This window comes from Pseudomonas poae, from assembly GCA_028869255.1.
Taxonomy (GTDB): domain Bacteria; phylum Pseudomonadota; class Gammaproteobacteria; order Pseudomonadales; family Pseudomonadaceae; genus Aquipseudomonas; species Aquipseudomonas poae_C.
On the sequence record CP110972.1, the window covers coordinates 2,692,462 to 2,708,149 of the forward strand.

A 15,688-nucleotide genomic window follows, 5' to 3' on the forward strand; every position below is an offset into this window, starting at 1 on the left:
GTGAAAAATCAGACAGTACTCAGGTTTTGCGATTACAGGCCGAAAGCCTATCAGACAAGGCGTAAAAGTCGATGCGACGCCCACAATTATAAAAAGCCAGGAGTGACAGGACGATGAACAGTTTGCGCAATATGTCGATCAGCCGACGTCTCTGGCTGATCCTGATAGTCGCCGTGTTAATGCTGCTGGCCTTGGGTTTACTGATGCTCAAGCAGATTAACGACGACCTTTACCAGGCCAAGCGCCAGCAGACCCAACACGTAGTACAGACCGCCAGCGGGATTCTGACGTTTTATCACAGCCTCGAAACCACCGGCGTGATGACCCGTGAAGCGGCCCAGAAACAGGCCCTCAGCGCAGTGCGTGGTTTGCGCTACGACCATGACGACTATTTCTGGATCAACGACCTCACGCCCGTGATGATCATGCATCCGGCCAACCCCAAGCTGGACGGCCAGAACCTCTCGGCCATCCGCGACCCTGACGGGTTTGCCGTCTTCAATGAGTTCGTGGCCCTGGCCAAGGCCAAGGGCGCCGGCATCGTCAACTACCGCTGGCCGAAGCCGGGTGCCGACGCGCCGGTGGCGAAAACCTCGTATATCCAGCTGTTCGAGCCCTGGGGCTGGATCCTCGGTTCCGGGGTGTACGTGGATGACGTGCAGGCCGAATTCAAAGGCCAGGTGTGGAAAGCCTCGCTGATCGGCCTGGGGATTGCACTGGCGATGGCCCTGCTGGTCACGTTGATCGCCCGCAGCATCGTGCACCCGCTGCAGGCGGCCGTGAACGCCATGGGCAATATCGCCAGCGGCGAAAGCGACCTGACCCGAACACTCGACACCCATGGCCGCGACGAAATCACCCAGCTGTCGCAGCACTTCAACACCTTCACCGCCAAGCTGCGCCAGGTTGTCGGCCAATTGCAGGTGTGCGCCGATGCGCTGGGCCAGTCCTCCACGGAGCTGGGCAGCAACGCCACCCAGGCCCATGACCGCAGCCAGCAGCAGTCCCAGCAAATGGAGCTGGTGGCCACCGCGATCAATGAGGTCACCTACGGCGTGCAGGACGTGGCCAAGAACGCCGAACACGCCGCCAGTGAAATGCGCGACGCCCAGGCCCAGGCGCAGCAGGGGCAGGTCAATATCGACGGCAGCCTGCAACAGATCGATCAGCTTTCCAGCACCATCAGCCAGGCGGTGGAAGTGATCCGCACCCTGTCCAGCGAAAGCACGCAGATCGGTGGCGTGCTGGAGGTGATCCGCTCGATTGCCGACCAGACCAACCTGCTGGCACTGAACGCGGCGATTGAAGCCGCACGCGCCGGCGAACAGGGTCGCGGCTTTGCCGTGGTGGCCGACGAGGTGCGCCTGCTGGCCCAGCGCACGCAAAAATCCACCGCTGAAATCCAAGTGATGATCGAACGCCTGCAAGGCCATTCCGAAGCAGCGGTGAAGGTGATCAGCGACAGCCACAGCGCCTCGCAACTGACCATCGAGCAAGCCGGTCAGGCCGGCGCCAGCCTGACCGCCATCGGCCAGGCTCTGCGCAACCTCAATGGCCTGAATGCCTCGATTGCCAGCGCCACCCTGCAACAGGCCCACGTGGTGGAAGACATCAACCAGAACGTCACCCAAGCCGCCGGGTTGTCCCACAGCACTGCATTGGCGGCGGAACAGTCCAGCCTGGCCAGCGTGCATTTACGCGGGCTCAGCGAGCAACTCGATGGGCTGTTGCGCCAGTTCAAAGTCTGACGCCCCCGCAGGAGCCGGCTTGCCGGCGATGAAGCCCTTGAGGCCGCCATCGCCGGCAAGCCGGCTCCTACAAAGGATGATCTTTGGTTACAATCCCCGCCCTCTCCCACTTTCCCAAGGAACTGCCATGTCCGGGCTTGAACTGTTCGCCGCTGCCCTGGGGGTGATCGCCGTGTGGCTGACGGTCAAGCAGAACCCCTGGTGCTGGCCCATCGGCCTGGTGATGGTGCTGCTCTACACCTGGGTGTTCTTCGACGTGAAGCTCTATTCCGACATGCTGCTGCAAGTGGTCTACGCCGCGCTGCAACTCTATGGCTGGTGGCAGTGGACCCGCGCCGGCGCGGTCAAGCAGGGGCGCCAGGTCACCAGCCTGGGCGTTCCGGCGATCATGGCCAGCCTGGCCGTAGGTGCCGCCGGCAGCCTGTTGCTCGGCGCCGCCATGGCCCACTGGACCGACGCGGCCCAGCCCTGGCTTGACGCCGCCCTCACCGGCTTCAGCCTGGTGGCGCAAATGTGGATGGCGCAGAAACGCGTGCAGTGCTGGCCGTTGTGGATTGCCGTGGATGTGATTTTCGTCGGTCTGTTCCTCTACAAAGGGCTGTACCTGACCGCTGCGCTTTACGCGCTGTTCACCGTGATCGCCGTACAAGGCTGGCGCGAATGGCGCACCGACCCGGCGTTGCACGCATGAAGGTGGTGGTTCTGGCCGGGCCCGAGTCCAGCGGCAAAAGCTGGCTGGCGTCTGAGCTGCACGCGCACTTCGGTGGCCTGATGGTGGGTGAGTACGTGCGCTACTTCATCGACCATCACCAGCCTGAAACCAGCCTGGCGGATATCCCGGCGATTGCCCGTGGCCAACTGGCCTGGGAAGACGCCGCCCGCGCCGAACAGCCAGCGTTGCTGATCCTCGACACCCACCTGCTGGCCAACCAGCTGTGGAGCCAGACCCTGTTCGGCGACTGCCCGGCGTGGCTCGACGAGGAACTGCAGGCACGGCATTACGACCTGCACCTGCTGCTGTCCCCGGATGACGTGGAATGGACTGCCGACGGTCAGCGTTGCCAGCCGCAACTGGCGGACCGCCAAGCGTTTTTCCAGGACAGCCTGGCGTGGCTGCACCAGCATCGACAGCCGATGGTGGTGATTCGCGGGGATTGGGAGACGCGCCGCAAGGCGGCGTTTTCAGCGGTGGAACAACTGCTTAAGCCCTAACACTGCCCTTAAATGTGGGAGCGGGCTTGCTCGCGAATACGGTGTGTCAGCAACACATTGATTGACTGACACACCGTATTCGCGAGCAAGCCCGCTCCCACCGTTTTACACCGCGTCAGGCGTTAGTAGCCCAGCGACAGCCCGGTATTGCGGCGTGGGTCGTTCGCGCCATAAAACCGGTTGTTACCCACCGGCTTCCCACCCAGAGACGGCGCCCCGACCAGGATGGCCGCCAAGTGGTTGGCGTCCTGTGGCCCGGCAAACTTATGGCCCCAGCTTTCGAGGATCTTCTGCGTATCCGGGCTGACCGCGAAGGTCTCCAGGTTAGTGGTCTCAGGCATCCACTGCTGATGGAAGCGCGGCGCGTCCACGGCTTCCTGGATGTTCATCTTGTAGTCGATCACATTCAGGATCGTCAGCAAGGTGGCAGTAATGATACGGCTACCGCCCGGCGTACCGACCACCATCACCGCCTTGCCATCCTTGGTCACGATGGTCGGGCTCATCGACGACAGCGGCGCCTTGCCCGGTGCGATGGCGTTGGCTTCGCCCTGGACCAGCCCGTACATGTTCGGCACGCCGACCTTGACGGTGAAGTCGTCCATTTCATCGTTGAGGATCACCCCGGTCTTGCTCGCCATCACGCCGGCACCGAACCAGTCGTTGAGGGTGTAGGTGACCGACACCGCGTTACCCCACTTGTCGACGATGGAATAGTGGGTGGTGTTGTTGCCTTCATGGGGCGACACACCCGGTTTGATCGCCTGGGAGTCCCCGGCTTTTTGCGGGTCGATGGCAGCGCGCAGCTTGGCCGCGTAGTCCTTGTCCAGCAGATGGGCGATCGGGTTCTTCACGAAATCCGGGTCGCCGAGGTAGCTGTTACGGTCCACGTAGGCGTGGCGCATTGCTTCGATCTGATAGTGCAGGCCCTGGGCCGAATGATAGCCCAGGTCGGCCATCGGGTAGCCTTCGAGGATGTTCATGATCTGGCAGATCACCACACCGCCCGAGCTTGGCGGCGGTGCCGAGACTACGTGGTAGCCACGGTAGTCGCACTCGATGGGCGCCAGTTCGCGGGTCTTGTAGGTGTCGAGGTCGGCCTGGGTGATGATGCCCTTGCCGGCCTGGCTGGAATCCACCAGGGCCTTGGCCACCCACCCTTTATAGAAGCCGTCGCGGCCCTTGGCGGAGATTTCCTTGAGGGTCTTGGCCAGGTCTTTCTGTACCAGTTTCTGGCCGACCTGCAGCGGTTGGCCGTTGTGCAGGAAGATCCCGCGCATGTCCTGGTCTTTTTCGAACTCGCCGGTGGCGGTGTGCAGCAGGTCGATATCACCCTGCTCCAGGGCGAAGCCGTTTTCCGCCAGCTTGATCGCCGGGGCAATCACCTGGGCACGCTTGAGGGTGCCGTACTTGCTCAGGGCCAGCTCCATGCCGGACACGGTGCCGGGTACACCAACGGCCAGGTGGCCCTTGGCACTCAGGCCCTCGACCACATTGCCGGCCTTGTCCAGGTACATGTCGGCGGTGGCCGCCAACGGGGCTTTTTCGCGGAAGTCGAGGAAGGTCTTGCGCCCATCGGCCAGTTGCACGGTCATGAACCCGCCGCCGCCGAGGTTGCCCGCCGCCGGGTACACCACTGCCAGCGCGTAGCCCACGGCCACGGCCGCATCCACCGCGTTGCCGCCGGCCTTGAGTACATCCACGCCCACATGAGTTGCCAAATGCTGGGCCGTCACCACCATGCCATTTTCACCGGCCACCGGGGCCTGTGACGCGGCGTGTACACCGCTGACTGTCAACACCAAGGCAGTGGCAATCAAGGTACGGCTGAAGGGTTGGTATTTCATCCATGGCTACTCTAGTTATTGAGACGCACCAAAATAGCCCGACTCGGATTTAATCCCCAGCGCAATGGCGTTTTTATTACAGAACTTGTCGGTCACAGAACGGCCGCAAAAAAGCCCATGCTATATTTCGCGCCCAGACTGGCTGCAAGGCGCGTTGAGATGGTGATCAAGAAGACCGGTATTCGGGCCCAACAGGCCGACCAGACGCGTGCGCGCATCTTGCAGGCGGCGGTCAAGGTGTTTACCCGCGACGGGTATTCCGGTGGGCGGGTCGACACCATCTCCAAGGAAGCCGACTCCAACGACCGCATGCTTTATTACTATTTCGGCAGCAAGGAACACCTGTTCGTCTGCGTGCTGGAACACATTTACGAGCAATTCAACAAGGCCGAAAGCAAGCTCAAGCTGGACCTGAACTCACCCGTGCAGGCCCTGCACGAGCTGGTGGCGTTTATCTGGAACTACTACGTCAAGCACCCCGAATTCGTGGCGATCCTGAGCATCGAGAACCTGCACCAGGGCAAACACGCCCAGCAGTCCGGCGAACTGCGCAGGCTGTCGGGGGAAGCGGTCGGCGTGCTGCGGCCGATCATCGAAGCGGGTCAAGCCCAGGGCGTGTTCCGCCAGGATCTGGACCTCAAGCACGTGTACTTGATGATCGCCTCGCTGTGCTACTTCTATAACTCCAACCGCCATACCCTCAGCTCGTTCCTGGGGGAAAACCTCGCGGATAAAGGGCTGCAGCAGGATTGGCTGGGGTTTATCAGCGATCTGGTGTTGCGCGGCGTCCGGTAAAAATGCGATCCAAATGTGGGAGCGGGCTTGCTCGCGAATGCGCGGGTTCAGTTGGCATATTGGGTGAATGACACACCGCATTCGCGAGCAAGCCCGCTCCCACTTTGACCGCGTTGCATCAATGGGTGCCGGGGTTGGCGCGCAAGTGTGCGACCTTCTGCTCCAACCCCTTCCAAGCCGACGCATTCGGCGCGAATTGCCCGCGCAGGTACGCCACCAGATCCGCCACTTGAGTGTTGGAGAGGCTGTCCTTGAACCCCGGCATATAGCCCAGGTCCTTGGTCGCCGGGGTGTTGATACCCTGCAAAATCACCTTGATCAAGTTGTCCGGCTGATCGCTGTGCACATTGGTATTGGTGGCCAGTGACGGGCTGACGCCAAACAGTGTCGGCCCCTGCCCATCGGCATGGCAGGCCCTGCACGAGCCTTCGAATACGCGTCGGCCGTTGGGGTTCGGCACCGTGATCGCCGCTGCCACCTGAGCCTCAGCCGCAGCCTCGCCATTGAGCGATGCCAGGTACACCGCCATGGCACGGATATCCGCCGTGGGCAGTTTCGACAATTCACTCACCACCGGCCCCATGGGGCCCGCCGCCACGCCATGCGCATCCGAATAACCGGTGCTCAAATAGGTGAACAGCTGATCTTCGGTCCATGGCGTCGGCGCCTTGGACAAGCCCGTCAGTGGCGGCGCCTCCCAGCCATCGACCTTGCCACCGGCCAGGAAGGATTTACCGCCCTTCTCAGCGCCCATCCAGTTACGTGGCGAATGGCACGCGGCGCAGTGGCCCAAACCGTTCACCAGATAATTCCCGCGATTCCACTGCGCACTGCGCTCAGGCTGCAGCGTGATTTCGCCGCGCCTTAAATTCAGGGCATTCCACCCTGCCATCAATGGCCGGATATTGAACGGGAACCGCATGGCATTCGGTGTCGGCGCCTGGCTGACCGGCGCCTGGGACATCAGGTAGGCATACAGCGCCTGCATATCCGCATCGTTGATATTGCGAAACGCCGTGTAGGGAAACGCCGGGTACAGGTTGCGCCCATCGCGGCCAATCCCGTCGCGCATTGCTCGTTCAAACGCGGGGTACGACCAGGCGCCGATGCCGGTCTGCACATCCGGGGTGATATTGCTGCTGTACAGCGTGCCGAACGGCGTCTGCATCGCCAACCCGCCGGCATTGGCTGCGCCACCGGGCGCGGTATGGCACACCGCGCAGTCACCCACGGCCGCCAGCAAGCGCCCGCGTTCCAGGGTGGCCTTGGACCAGGTGCCCGCGCTGGGCGGCGCGATCGGTGCGATTTCAGCGTGAAATGGCCAGGCCGTGGCCAACAGCGCGCCCAAGGTGGCAAACAGCGCACCGAACCACCCTGTGCGGCGCTTTTGCGGCGACTTGGCTGGCTCGCGCAAGGTGCTGGCGTTCAGCGCCGCCAGCACGCGCTCCGGGGTGATCGGCAACTCGCGAAAGCGAATCCCGGTGGCGTCATAGATCGCATTGGCAATCGCCGCCGCGCTCGGCACCGACGCCGACTCACCGGCGCCCATGGGCGGCTGATCCTGGCGCGGCATCATCATTACGTCGATCTTGGGCACTTCGGGAAAGGTCAGGATCGGGTAACCGCCCCACTCCTTGCTCGCCACCGTCGACTCTTCAAAGGTCACGCGCTCCTTGAGCACGCGGCTGGTGGACTGGATCACGTTGCCGTGGATCTGATGCTGCACCCCCGCCGGGTTGATCATCATCCCCGAATCATGGCCGATCACCACCCGCGTCACCGACACATCGCCGGTCTGTTTGTCGATGGCCACGTCCGCCACCCAGGCCGCCCACGCCGCGCCGAAACCGGGGAACTTGCTGTGGATGTAACGCGCATAGGCAAAGCCGCGGCCGCGCAGCAGGTGGTCTTCGTTGGCGGTTTGCATCGGCGCGGTGCGCGGTACCCAGTTGGCACGTTCGGCAGTGGATTTCACCAGGTCGATGGCGCGCTCATCCTTCAAATAACGCAGGCGGTATTCCACCGGATCGACCCCGGCGGCAAACGCCAGCTCGTCGATATAGGACTCATGCGCAAAGGTGTTGGGCAACGCCGAGACGCCACGCATCCATGAGGCGCGCACGATGGGCGCCATGTCGTTGATGGTCACGCGCAGGTTGTCGATGGCATAAGGCGGGATCGAGGTGCGGTCGCCCATCTCGAACATCGCCGCCACCGGCTCGACACGGCCGGTGAGCAACAGCGCCAGGGTCGGCGCGCCATTGGACGGGTAGCTGGTTGCAAAATCGTAGGCGGCAATACTGCCGTCGGCGTTGAGGCCGCCGTCGACCTCCATCAATTGCGCGGTGCCCTTGGGCTCCCACAGGTGCTCCTGTTCGCGGCTCAGTTGCACCCGCACCGGCTTGCCCACGGCGCGCGACAGCAGCAACGCGTCGGCACACACATCGTCGGCGCAATTGCGCCCGTAACAGCCGGAGGCTTCCATGCGGATCACATCGATCAGCGCTTCATCACATTCCAGCAACCAGGCAAGGTCGGCGCGCAGCAGATGCGGGTTCTGGCTGCCGGACCATACGCGGCTACCCGCTTCCTGGTAATCCGCCACGCCACAGGACGGGCCGATCGAACCATGCATCTGATACGGCCACAAATAACTGCGCGGCATGCGCTGGCTGGCACCGGCCAGGGCTTCGTCGACCGTGCCCTGGTCGAGCACGGTGCGGCGTACCCGTGGGTTGTCGCGGATCGCCTGCGCCACATCGCTCAGGTCCGGCAAGGCGTTGTTCCAGGGTTTCCAGTGCACCTGCAACGCGTGGGCGGCCTTGATCGCCTGCTCTTCGCGCAGCGCCACCACGCCGACAAAATCGCGAATCACCACCACCGCGACAACCCCCGGGATATGCGCGATGGACGCCTCATCCACACTCAGCAGGCTATTGCCGACAAAATCCCCGCAATCCAGCCCCGCATACGGTGGGCGCACCACCCGGCCATGAAGCATGTCGGGCACGCGCATATCGTGCACGTAGGTCAACTCGCCGGTGGCCTTGCCGGGGATATCCACGCGTGCGGCGCCCTTGCCCACCAGGCGGTAATCCTCGATGGCTTTTAACGGCGCATCGCCGCTGATGCGCAACTGGTCGTGCTGCCCGCTGACCAGCTCGCCGTAGGTTGTGGTGCGCCCGTCCGGCGCCTGCACAACGCCGGCTTCAACCTTAAGCCCGGCAGTACTCACGCCCCAGCGTCCCGCCGCCCGCGCCAGCAGAAAGCGCCGCGCTTCGGCGGCCGCATTGCGCAGGGGGATCGCCGAAATCTGCAAGGTCGCGCTGGCAATGGTCGCGCCCTGGTTCGGCACGCGCTCGGTGTCGCCCAGGACCATCTTGATCTGGTCCATCGTCAGGTCCAGCTCTTCGGCCACAATCTGCGCCAGCGAGGTGCGAATGCCGGTGCCCAGGTCCACATGCCCGTTGAACGCGTAGACCAACCCATCATCGTTCACCGCGATAAACAGCCCCAGCTCCTTGGGCTTCACCGTCGGCGTACCGCCCTTGGCCACCGGGCCGGAAGGCGGCAGCACATCATCGACGATCAACAACACGCCGGCCTTGGCCAGCCACTGGTCACGGGAAATATCGGTCATGGTCGGCCATCCACGGTCAGGAGTTGAGCGGCGCGCAGCACTGCACGCAGGATTTCGATATGGGTGCCGCAACGGCAAAGGTTGCCTGACAGTTCGGCGCGCACCTCGGCTTCGCTGGGGTTGGGGTTGCGGTCGAGCAACGCCTTGGCGGTCATGATCATGCCGTTGAGGCAATAGCCGCATTGCGCGGCCTGCTCATCGATAAAGGCTTGCTGTACCGGGTGCGGCGCCTGGCGTGTGCCCAAGCCTTCGAGGGTGGCGATCGCGCGCCCCGCAGCGCCCGCCAACGGGAACACGCAGGAGCGTGCGGCGACGCCATCGATGATGACCGTGCAGGCGCCACACTCCCCCAAGCCGCAGCCGTATTTGGGGCCGTTGAGCGCCAGGTCATTGCGCAACACCAGCAACAGCGGGGTATCCGCCATGGCGCTGACTTCGCAGGTGTTGCCATTGACCTCAAGCGTTACCGTGATGTTCTGGCTGATCATTCGCTTCGCCTGTAACAGTTGGTGAAGCAGGCACTACATGAAACAGCCAAAAAAAGCATCGCGGACCTGGGGTCTCGCGACACACTTGACTGATGAAGTGACTACTACATCAACTCAGAGCAAAAACGATGCCAGAAGCCGCACAGAAACTCCGTGGCGAGGGAGCTTGCTCCCTCGCCACAGGGGTCAGTCTTGCGGATCGTCGATCATCTTGCGCAACAGAAACAGCACCGCCACGCGCTCGGCGGGGTTGAGGTTGCTCATGGTCAGCTCACTGATCTGCGCTGCACGGGGCGCCGTCTGGGCGACCAGTTCGGCGCCGCAAGCAGACAAGTCCACCACCACCTTGCGCTTGTCCTGCGGGTCCGGCTCCAGCGTGATCAGTTCCTTGGCCTTGAGCCGCTCGACGATACCGCGAATGGTCGCCTGGTCCACCGCCGTGGCCTTGACCAGTTCGGTGAGCGAACTTGCACCGTGATCGCGCAGGGCGCACAGGGTGACGAACTGCACGGCAGTAAGCTGCGAGTCGCCGACATTCTGCTGAAAGATCGCCAGATGGCGCTGGTAGGCCTTGCGCAACAGGTGGCCAACTTGTTCAGAAAAGACATAGGAATCAGGCACGGCGGGCTCAGTGGGTGATGTGCGATGGGGTGGCATGATGGCGGGGATAGGCGAATGACTCAAGGATATTGCTGAAGAAACACCGCTCAAAATGTGGGAGCGGGCTCGCTCGCGAATGCAGCGGTTCAGTCGACATCTTCAGTGACTGATACACCGCATTCGCGAGCAAGCCCGCTCCCACACTTGGATCTTCAGCGAGCCAGGGAGGCTGCTGGCGCAACCACATCACCGGCGATCACCACCGCCTCATCATCCAGGTACACATCACAATTGCGCAGCGGAATATCCATATGGCACGGGGTCTTGCGCGTGCCGCCCACCTCGGTATTGGGCCCGGTGGAGAACAGGAAATTGCCGTAGAACGCCCGCGCATCCATGCACATCCCGTCGTTCTTGTCGTGCAAACCCATGGCCGTCCACTGCGCTCTGGGCTGCAAGCCCCAGCCGATATGGGAGATGCCGTACACCTCAGGGTCGTTGAAATACTTCATGTAGTCGCGCAGGTATTCGGCCTCGAACCCCCCGTGGATCCTGGTGATAAAGCCCTTCTCGATCTCCAGGGTGATCTTCTCGCGGGTGTAGGTCTTGAACGGCAACAGGATGTCGCCGATGTCCAGTACCAGCACGCCCTCGGCGGTTTCTTCATTCGGCCAGGAGAACAGGAACCCGCTCGGCCAGTGGTCCCAACGCCCCGGCTCATCGGCAAACCCATACTCGGTCACCGACGGGTACTGCCCCAATGCAGCGCGAAAATCGCTGCCGGCACGGGACTTCACATGGATCGAACGCGCCTTCTTCAGCAGCTGTTCGGCGGCCAGCACGCGCACTTTGTCTGCTTCGGTGGGCAGCATGCGCGCCAGCACTTCCGGCGGTTCCACGGCCAGCAGGATGCGCGTGCCGGTCTTGAGGATCTGCTCCTGCTCCGGCGAATGCAGCAGCATCATGGTATCGACGATCAGGTCAGCCGCCTCCAAGGCGCGCTGGGCCGCAAGATTGCCGGTGAGCGCGGTGTCGCCGCAGTAAGCGGTCATGTCATTGCCCATCGCCCGTGGATGGTTGAACGACGGCAACTCCACCGCATACACCTTGGCCCCCAAGCGCTGCGCCGCATCCATCGCGGCGCGCACGGTGCGTGGGTCGGAGTAATGGCTCTTGAGCACGGCGACGCTCTGGGTCGGGTCGACCTTCGAGAGCTTCAGCACGTGTTCAAACATCTGGGTCAGTTCGCAATCGCTTACCGGCATTTTCCTGTCTCCTGTGGGGCTGCACCAAGTTCAGGCAACGCGCTTCACTCTAGTGCATTTTTATAGCGTATACGCCAATTAATAACGATAAGACCTTATTTGCAGGCGGACTGCAAGCATCGCACCAAAACGTTACCTATCGAAACATAGCCAGCTTTTGTTGGGAATTTAACGTTACACAGGATAAATACGGCCAAAAAATAAATTTATAAAAGCAGGCTTCCCATTTTAAAAAATGAGCGTATACACTTTAAAAACCTTACGGACAGATGCCGCCGAAAAATCAACACAGAGGATAACGCCCCATGGGAAGCACACAAAAAATCGCCATTGTCGGTGCCGGCCTTGGCGGTGCCGCCGCGGCCGCCCTGTTGCAGCAAGCCGGGTTTGACGTGGATATCTATGAGCAAGCGCCGGAGTTCTCCCGGCTGGGCGCAGGGATTCACATGGGGCCCAACATCATGAAAATCTTCCGCCGCATGGGCATCGAAAAGCAGCTGGACCTGATGGGCTCGCACCCCGAGCACTGGTTCAGCCGTTGCGGCGAAACCGGTGATTACCTCTCGCGCATCCCGCTCACCGGCTACGGCGCCTCCTACATCACCGTGCACCGCGGCGACCTGCACGCCCTGCAGATGTCGACCCTCAAGCCCGGCACCCTGCACTTCAACAAGCGCCTGGAAACCCTGGAAGAAACCGACACCCAGGTGCGCCTGACCTTCGCCGACGGCGAAGTGACCTACGCCGATATCGTGATCGGCGCCGACGGCATCAACTCGAAGATCCGCGAAGAACTGCTGGGTGTGGAAAAACCGCTGTACAGCGGCTGGGTCGCGCACCGCGCACTGATCCGTGGCGATCAACTGGCCAAGTACGACCTCAAGTTCGAAGACTGCATCAAGTGGTGGACCGAGGACCGCCACATGATGGTCTACTACACCACCGGCAAGCGCGACGAGTACTACTACGTGACCGGTGTGCCCCATGCGGAATGGGACTTCCAGGGCGCGTTCGTCGACAGCAGCCGCGAAGAGATGTTCGACGCCTTCAAGGGTTACCACCCCACCGTACAGGCGCTGATCGAGTCCACCGAAAGCGTGACCAAATGGCCGCTGCGCAACCGCAACCCGCTACCGCTGTGGAGCCGCGGCCGCCTGGTGTTGCTCGGCGACGCCTGCCACCCGATGAAACCGCACATGGCCCAGGGCGCCGGCATGGCCATCGAAGACGCCGCCATGCTCACCCGCTGCCTGCAGGAAACCGGGATCAGCGACTACCGCACCGCGTTCCAGCTCTACGAAGCCAACCGCAAGGAACGCGCCTCCCGCGTACAGGCAGTGTCCAACGCCAATACCTGGCTGCGCACCCAGGAAGATCCGGCCTGGGTCTATGGCTATGACCTGTACGCCCAGGAACTGAAATCGGGGGTGGCCGCGTGAGCACCTTCTTGTATGGGGCCAACGTGCAGGCCAACGGGATTCGCCAGCACTACCTGCGCTACGGCGGCAAGGGCCCGGCGCTGATCCTGATCCCGGGCATCACCAGCCCGGCAATTACCTGGGGTTTTGTGGCTGAGCGCCTGGGCGCGCAGTTCGACACGTATGTGCTGGATGTGCGCGGGCGCGGCTTGTCCTCCACCGGCCCCGAGCTGGATTACAGCGCAGACACCTGCAGCGATGACATTGGCGCGTTTGCCGATGCACTGGACCTGCACAGCTACCACCTGGTCGGTCACTCGATGGGCGCACGCTTTGCCGTGCACAGCGCGGTCAAGCATCCCCGGGGCGTGAATCGCGTGGTGCTGATCGACCCGCCGGTGTCCGGCCCGGGTCGCCGTGAATACCCGAGCAAACTGCCGTGGTATGTCGACTCGATCCGCCAATCCCTGGTGGGTATGGACGCCGAGGCGATGCGCGCCTTCTGCGCCACCTGGACCGAAGAGCAACTGCAGCTGCGCGCCGAATGGCTGCACAGCTGCTTTGAGCCCGCCATCGTGCGCGCCTTCAACGACTTCCACACGGTGGACTTCCACCAGCACCTGCCCCAGCTCAAGGCCCCGGCCCTGCTGATGGTGGCCGGGCGTGGCGGGGTGATCCTCGATGAAGACATTGCCGAGATCCAGGACCTGCAACCGGCCATCCAGGTGGTTCACGTGCCGAATGCCGGGCACATGATTCCGTGGGACGACCTCGACGGTTTCTTCCACGCCCTCGGCGACTTCCTCATACAACAATAAGGAGACCCCCATGCAGCAGCTCTACCGCATCGGCCAGATCGTGCCGAGCTCCAACACCACCATGGAAACCGAGATTCCGGCGATGCTCACCGCGCGCCAGGCGATTCGCCCCGAGCGCTTCACTTTCCACTCCAGCCGCATGCGTATGAAGCAAGTGCGCAAGGAAGAACTGGCAGCCATGGACGGCGAGTCCGACCGCTGCGCCGTCGAGTTGTCCGATGCCAAGGTCGACGTGCTGGGTTATGCATGCCTGGTGGCGATCATGGCCATGGGGCTGGGCTATCACCGCAACTCCGAACAACGCCTGCGCAAGGCCACCGCCGACAACGATGCCAACGCCCCGGTGATCACCAGCGCCGGTGCGCTGATCGAGGGCCTGAAAGTGATGGGCGCCAAGCGCATCGCGATCGTCGCGCCGTACATGAAACCGTTGACCGAACTGGTGGTGAACTACATCCGCGAAGAAGGTTTTGAGGTGGTGGACTGGCGCGCCCTGGAGATCCCCGACAACCTTGAAGTCGCCCGCCACGACCCGGCCAACCTGCCGGCCATCGTCGCCGGGATGAACCTGGAAGGTGTCGATGTGATCGTGCTCTCGGCCTGCGTGCAGATGCAGTCGCTGCCGGTGGTGGCCAAGGTCGAGGCACAAACCGGCAAGCCGGTACTCACCGCCGCCATCGCCACCACTTACGCGATGCTCAAGGCCCTGGACCTGGAGCCTATCGTTCCCGGCGCCGGCGCCCTGCTCTCTGGCGCTTACTAAGGCCGGCAGAATGGGCCTCTGTGGCGAACAGGCTTCTGTGGCGAGCGAGCTTGCTCGCGTTGGAGTGCGTAGCGCTCCCGCTTTTTTTGGGGCCGCTACGCAGCCCAACGCGAGCAAGCTCGCTCGCCACAGAAGCGCTCGCCACGGGGTAGGTGTAATGCATAAAAGAGGACTTGAAGAATGAGCGAACAATCCGCCGACGCCAACTACCAGGGTGTATGGGGCAATCGTATCGGCTTTGGCAAAAAAGCCGCGCTGTTGATGATCGACTTTATGCAGGGCTACACCACCGAAGGCGCGCCGCTGTTTGCGCCTGGCGTAGTCAGCGCCGTAAGCGAGAGTGTCGAGCTGCTGGCCAGTGCCCGCGAACATGGGATTGCGGTGGTGCACACCAATATCCGCTACCATCCCGGCCATTTCGTGGATGGCGGGATCTGGGTCAAGAAAGCCCCGGTGATGAAGGACATGGTCGAGGGCAACCCACTCGCGGCGTTCTGCGCCGACGTGCTGCCCCGGGCCGATGAGGTGGTGATTACCAAACAGTACGCCAGCGCATTTTTCGGCAGCAGCCTGGCCCCGATGCTGCACGCGCAAGGAATCGACACCGTGGTACTGGCCGGCTGCTCCACCAGCGGCTGCATTCGTGCCACGGCGGTGGATGCGGTGCAACACGGGTTTCGCACCATCGTCGTGCGTGAGTGCGTCGGCGACCGACACCCCGCGCCCCATGAAGCCAACCTGTTCGATATCGACAGCAAATATGGCGACGTGGTGAGCAAGCAGGAGGCAATGAGCAAATTCAGGGAGCAATAAGGATTCACCAGGAACCACGCCAAAGAGCCTGGTCCGGAAAAAGCTGAGCGCCTCCCCTTTGGAATGCAATCGAATGTGGGAGCGGGCTTGCTCGCGAAAGCGGTGTATCAGGTGTCATCTATATGACTGACACATCGCTTTCGCGAGCAAGCCCGCTCCCACACTAGATCACCTCCAACAGGGAAGTCTCATTCTTCTGACACTGCCTTTGGAAGTCGCTTCTACAGCACTCCGAAGTGCTGGAACAAAAGCGGCTGTATAAAAACCATAAGTCACCGCCA

Annotated in this window: 13 protein-coding genes; 8 read left to right on the forward strand and 5 right to left on the reverse strand. The window is 62.3% G+C overall.

Translation table 11 applies throughout. The features are described 5' to 3' along the window. Window positions 1–113 precede the first annotated feature (113 nt). The 3 genes from LRS56_12310 to LRS56_12320 all read left to right on the forward strand — a co-directional run bounded on the left by LRS56_12310 (window position 114) and on the right by LRS56_12320 (window position 2,960). Window positions 114–1,748 carry a methyl-accepting chemotaxis protein gene (locus LRS56_12310; GenBank protein ID WDU65161.1) on the forward strand — a complete coding sequence of 545 codons (1,635 nt, stop codon included), beginning with the start codon at window positions 114–116 and terminating at the stop codon, window positions 1,746–1,748. A 127-nt stretch (window positions 1,749–1,875) separates the two neighbouring features. Next, window positions 1,876–2,439, forward strand: a complete 564-nt coding sequence (gene pnuC, locus LRS56_12315) for a nicotinamide riboside transporter PnuC (protein ID WDU65162.1) — start codon at window positions 1,876–1,878, stop codon at window positions 2,437–2,439. Then, window positions 2,436–2,960, forward strand: coding sequence for an AAA family ATPase (locus LRS56_12320; GenBank protein ID WDU65734.1), 525 nt, complete (start codon window positions 2,436–2,438; stop codon window positions 2,958–2,960). Before pnuC ends, LRS56_12320 begins: the two co-directional genes overlap by 4 nt. 122 nt (window positions 2,961–3,082) lie before the next feature. Here the strand turns inward: LRS56_12320 and ggt are convergent, their stop codons facing one another. Continuing rightward, window positions 3,083–4,807 carry a gamma-glutamyltransferase gene (gene ggt / locus LRS56_12325; protein WDU65163.1) on the reverse strand — a complete coding sequence of 575 codons (1,725 nt, stop codon included), beginning with the start codon at window positions 4,805–4,807 and terminating at the stop codon, window positions 3,083–3,085. Between the two features lie 159 nt (window positions 4,808–4,966). Here ggt and LRS56_12330 point away from each other — a divergent pair, with 159 nt between their 5' ends. Further along, window positions 4,967–5,602 (forward strand): TetR/AcrR family transcriptional regulator, encoded by a 636-nt coding sequence (locus LRS56_12330; protein WDU65164.1) that lies wholly within the window; start codon window positions 4,967–4,969, stop codon window positions 5,600–5,602. A gap of 118 nt (window positions 5,603–5,720) precedes the next feature. On the opposite strand, the gene LRS56_12335 is transcribed toward LRS56_12330, so the two are convergent. The 4 genes from LRS56_12335 to LRS56_12350 all read right to left on the reverse strand — a co-directional run bounded on the left by LRS56_12335 (window position 5,721) and on the right by LRS56_12350 (window position 11,595). Beyond that, window positions 5,721–9,242, reverse strand: coding sequence for a molybdopterin-dependent oxidoreductase (locus tag LRS56_12335; GenBank protein WDU65165.1), 3,522 nt, complete (start codon window positions 9,240–9,242; stop codon window positions 5,721–5,723). Next, window positions 9,239–9,730: a (2Fe-2S)-binding protein gene (locus LRS56_12340; protein ID WDU65166.1), complete on the reverse strand. Its 492-nt coding sequence runs from the start codon at window positions 9,728–9,730 to the stop codon at window positions 9,239–9,241. The genes LRS56_12335 and LRS56_12340 overlap by 4 nt, the downstream gene beginning before the upstream one ends. Window positions 9,731–9,916: 186 nt before the next feature. Continuing rightward, the gene (locus LRS56_12345; protein WDU65735.1) at window positions 9,917–10,387 is read right to left on the reverse strand and encodes a MarR family winged helix-turn-helix transcriptional regulator; all 471 of its coding nucleotides are present in this window, start codon (window positions 10,385–10,387) and stop codon (window positions 9,917–9,919) included. A gap of 155 nt (window positions 10,388–10,542) precedes the next feature. Continuing rightward, window positions 10,543–11,595, reverse strand: a complete 1,053-nt coding sequence (locus LRS56_12350; GenBank protein ID WDU65167.1) for a 2,5-dihydroxypyridine 5,6-dioxygenase — start codon at window positions 11,593–11,595, stop codon at window positions 10,543–10,545. A 305-nt stretch (window positions 11,596–11,900) separates the two neighbouring features. Here LRS56_12350 and LRS56_12355 point away from each other — a divergent pair, with 305 nt between their 5' ends. From LRS56_12355 to LRS56_12370, 4 genes are all read left to right on the forward strand, one after another. After that, window positions 11,901–13,034 carry an FAD-dependent monooxygenase gene (locus tag LRS56_12355; GenBank protein WDU65168.1) on the forward strand — a complete coding sequence of 378 codons (1,134 nt, stop codon included), beginning with the start codon at window positions 11,901–11,903 and terminating at the stop codon, window positions 13,032–13,034. Then, a complete protein-coding gene (locus LRS56_12360; GenBank protein WDU65169.1) occupies window positions 13,031–13,831 on the forward strand; it encodes an alpha/beta hydrolase in 801 nt (266 codons plus the stop codon). The genes LRS56_12355 and LRS56_12360 overlap by 4 nt, the downstream gene beginning before the upstream one ends. Before the next feature lie 10 nt (window positions 13,832–13,841). Further along, entirely contained in the window at window positions 13,842–14,594 is a 753-nt protein-coding gene (locus LRS56_12365) for an Asp/Glu racemase (protein ID WDU65170.1), read from the forward strand. Window positions 14,595–14,774: 180 nt separating this feature from the next. Continuing rightward, window positions 14,775–15,407 carry an N-carbamoylsarcosine amidohydrolase gene (locus LRS56_12370; GenBank protein ID WDU65171.1) on the forward strand — a complete coding sequence of 211 codons (633 nt, stop codon included), beginning with the start codon at window positions 14,775–14,777 and terminating at the stop codon, window positions 15,405–15,407. Window positions 15,408–15,688 lie beyond the last annotated feature (281 nt).

Bases quoted from the DNA above. Each gene is read 5' to 3' on its own strand.
- LRS56_12350 (WDU65167.1), bottom strand. From the start codon at position 11,595: ATGCCGGTAAGCGATTGCGAACTGACCCAGATGTTTGAACACGTGCTG.
- LRS56_12345 (WDU65735.1), bottom strand. From the start codon at position 10,387: ATGCCACCCCATCGCACATCACCCACTGAGCCCGCCGTGCCTGATTCC.
- LRS56_12320 (WDU65734.1), top strand. From the start codon at position 2,436: ATGAAGGTGGTGGTTCTGGCCGGGCCCGAGTCCAGCGGCAAAAGCTGG.
- LRS56_12340 (WDU65166.1), bottom strand. From the start codon at position 9,730: ATGATCAGCCAGAACATCACGGTAACGCTTGAGGTCAATGGCAACACC.
- pnuC (WDU65162.1), top strand. From the start codon at position 1,876: ATGTCCGGGCTTGAACTGTTCGCCGCTGCCCTGGGGGTGATCGCCGTG.
- LRS56_12355 (WDU65168.1), top strand. From the start codon at position 11,901: ATGGGAAGCACACAAAAAATCGCCATTGTCGGTGCCGGCCTTGGCGGT.
- ggt (WDU65163.1), bottom strand. From the start codon at position 4,807: ATGAAATACCAACCCTTCAGCCGTACCTTGATTGCCACTGCCTTGGTG.
- LRS56_12365 (WDU65170.1), top strand. From the start codon at position 13,842: ATGCAGCAGCTCTACCGCATCGGCCAGATCGTGCCGAGCTCCAACACC.
- LRS56_12370 (WDU65171.1), top strand. From the start codon at position 14,775: ATGAGCGAACAATCCGCCGACGCCAACTACCAGGGTGTATGGGGCAAT.
- LRS56_12335 (WDU65165.1), bottom strand. From the start codon at position 9,242: ATGACCGATATTTCCCGTGACCAGTGGCTGGCCAAGGCCGGCGTGTTG.
- LRS56_12310 (WDU65161.1), top strand. From the start codon at position 114: ATGAACAGTTTGCGCAATATGTCGATCAGCCGACGTCTCTGGCTGATC.
- LRS56_12330 (WDU65164.1), top strand. From the start codon at position 4,967: ATGGTGATCAAGAAGACCGGTATTCGGGCCCAACAGGCCGACCAGACG.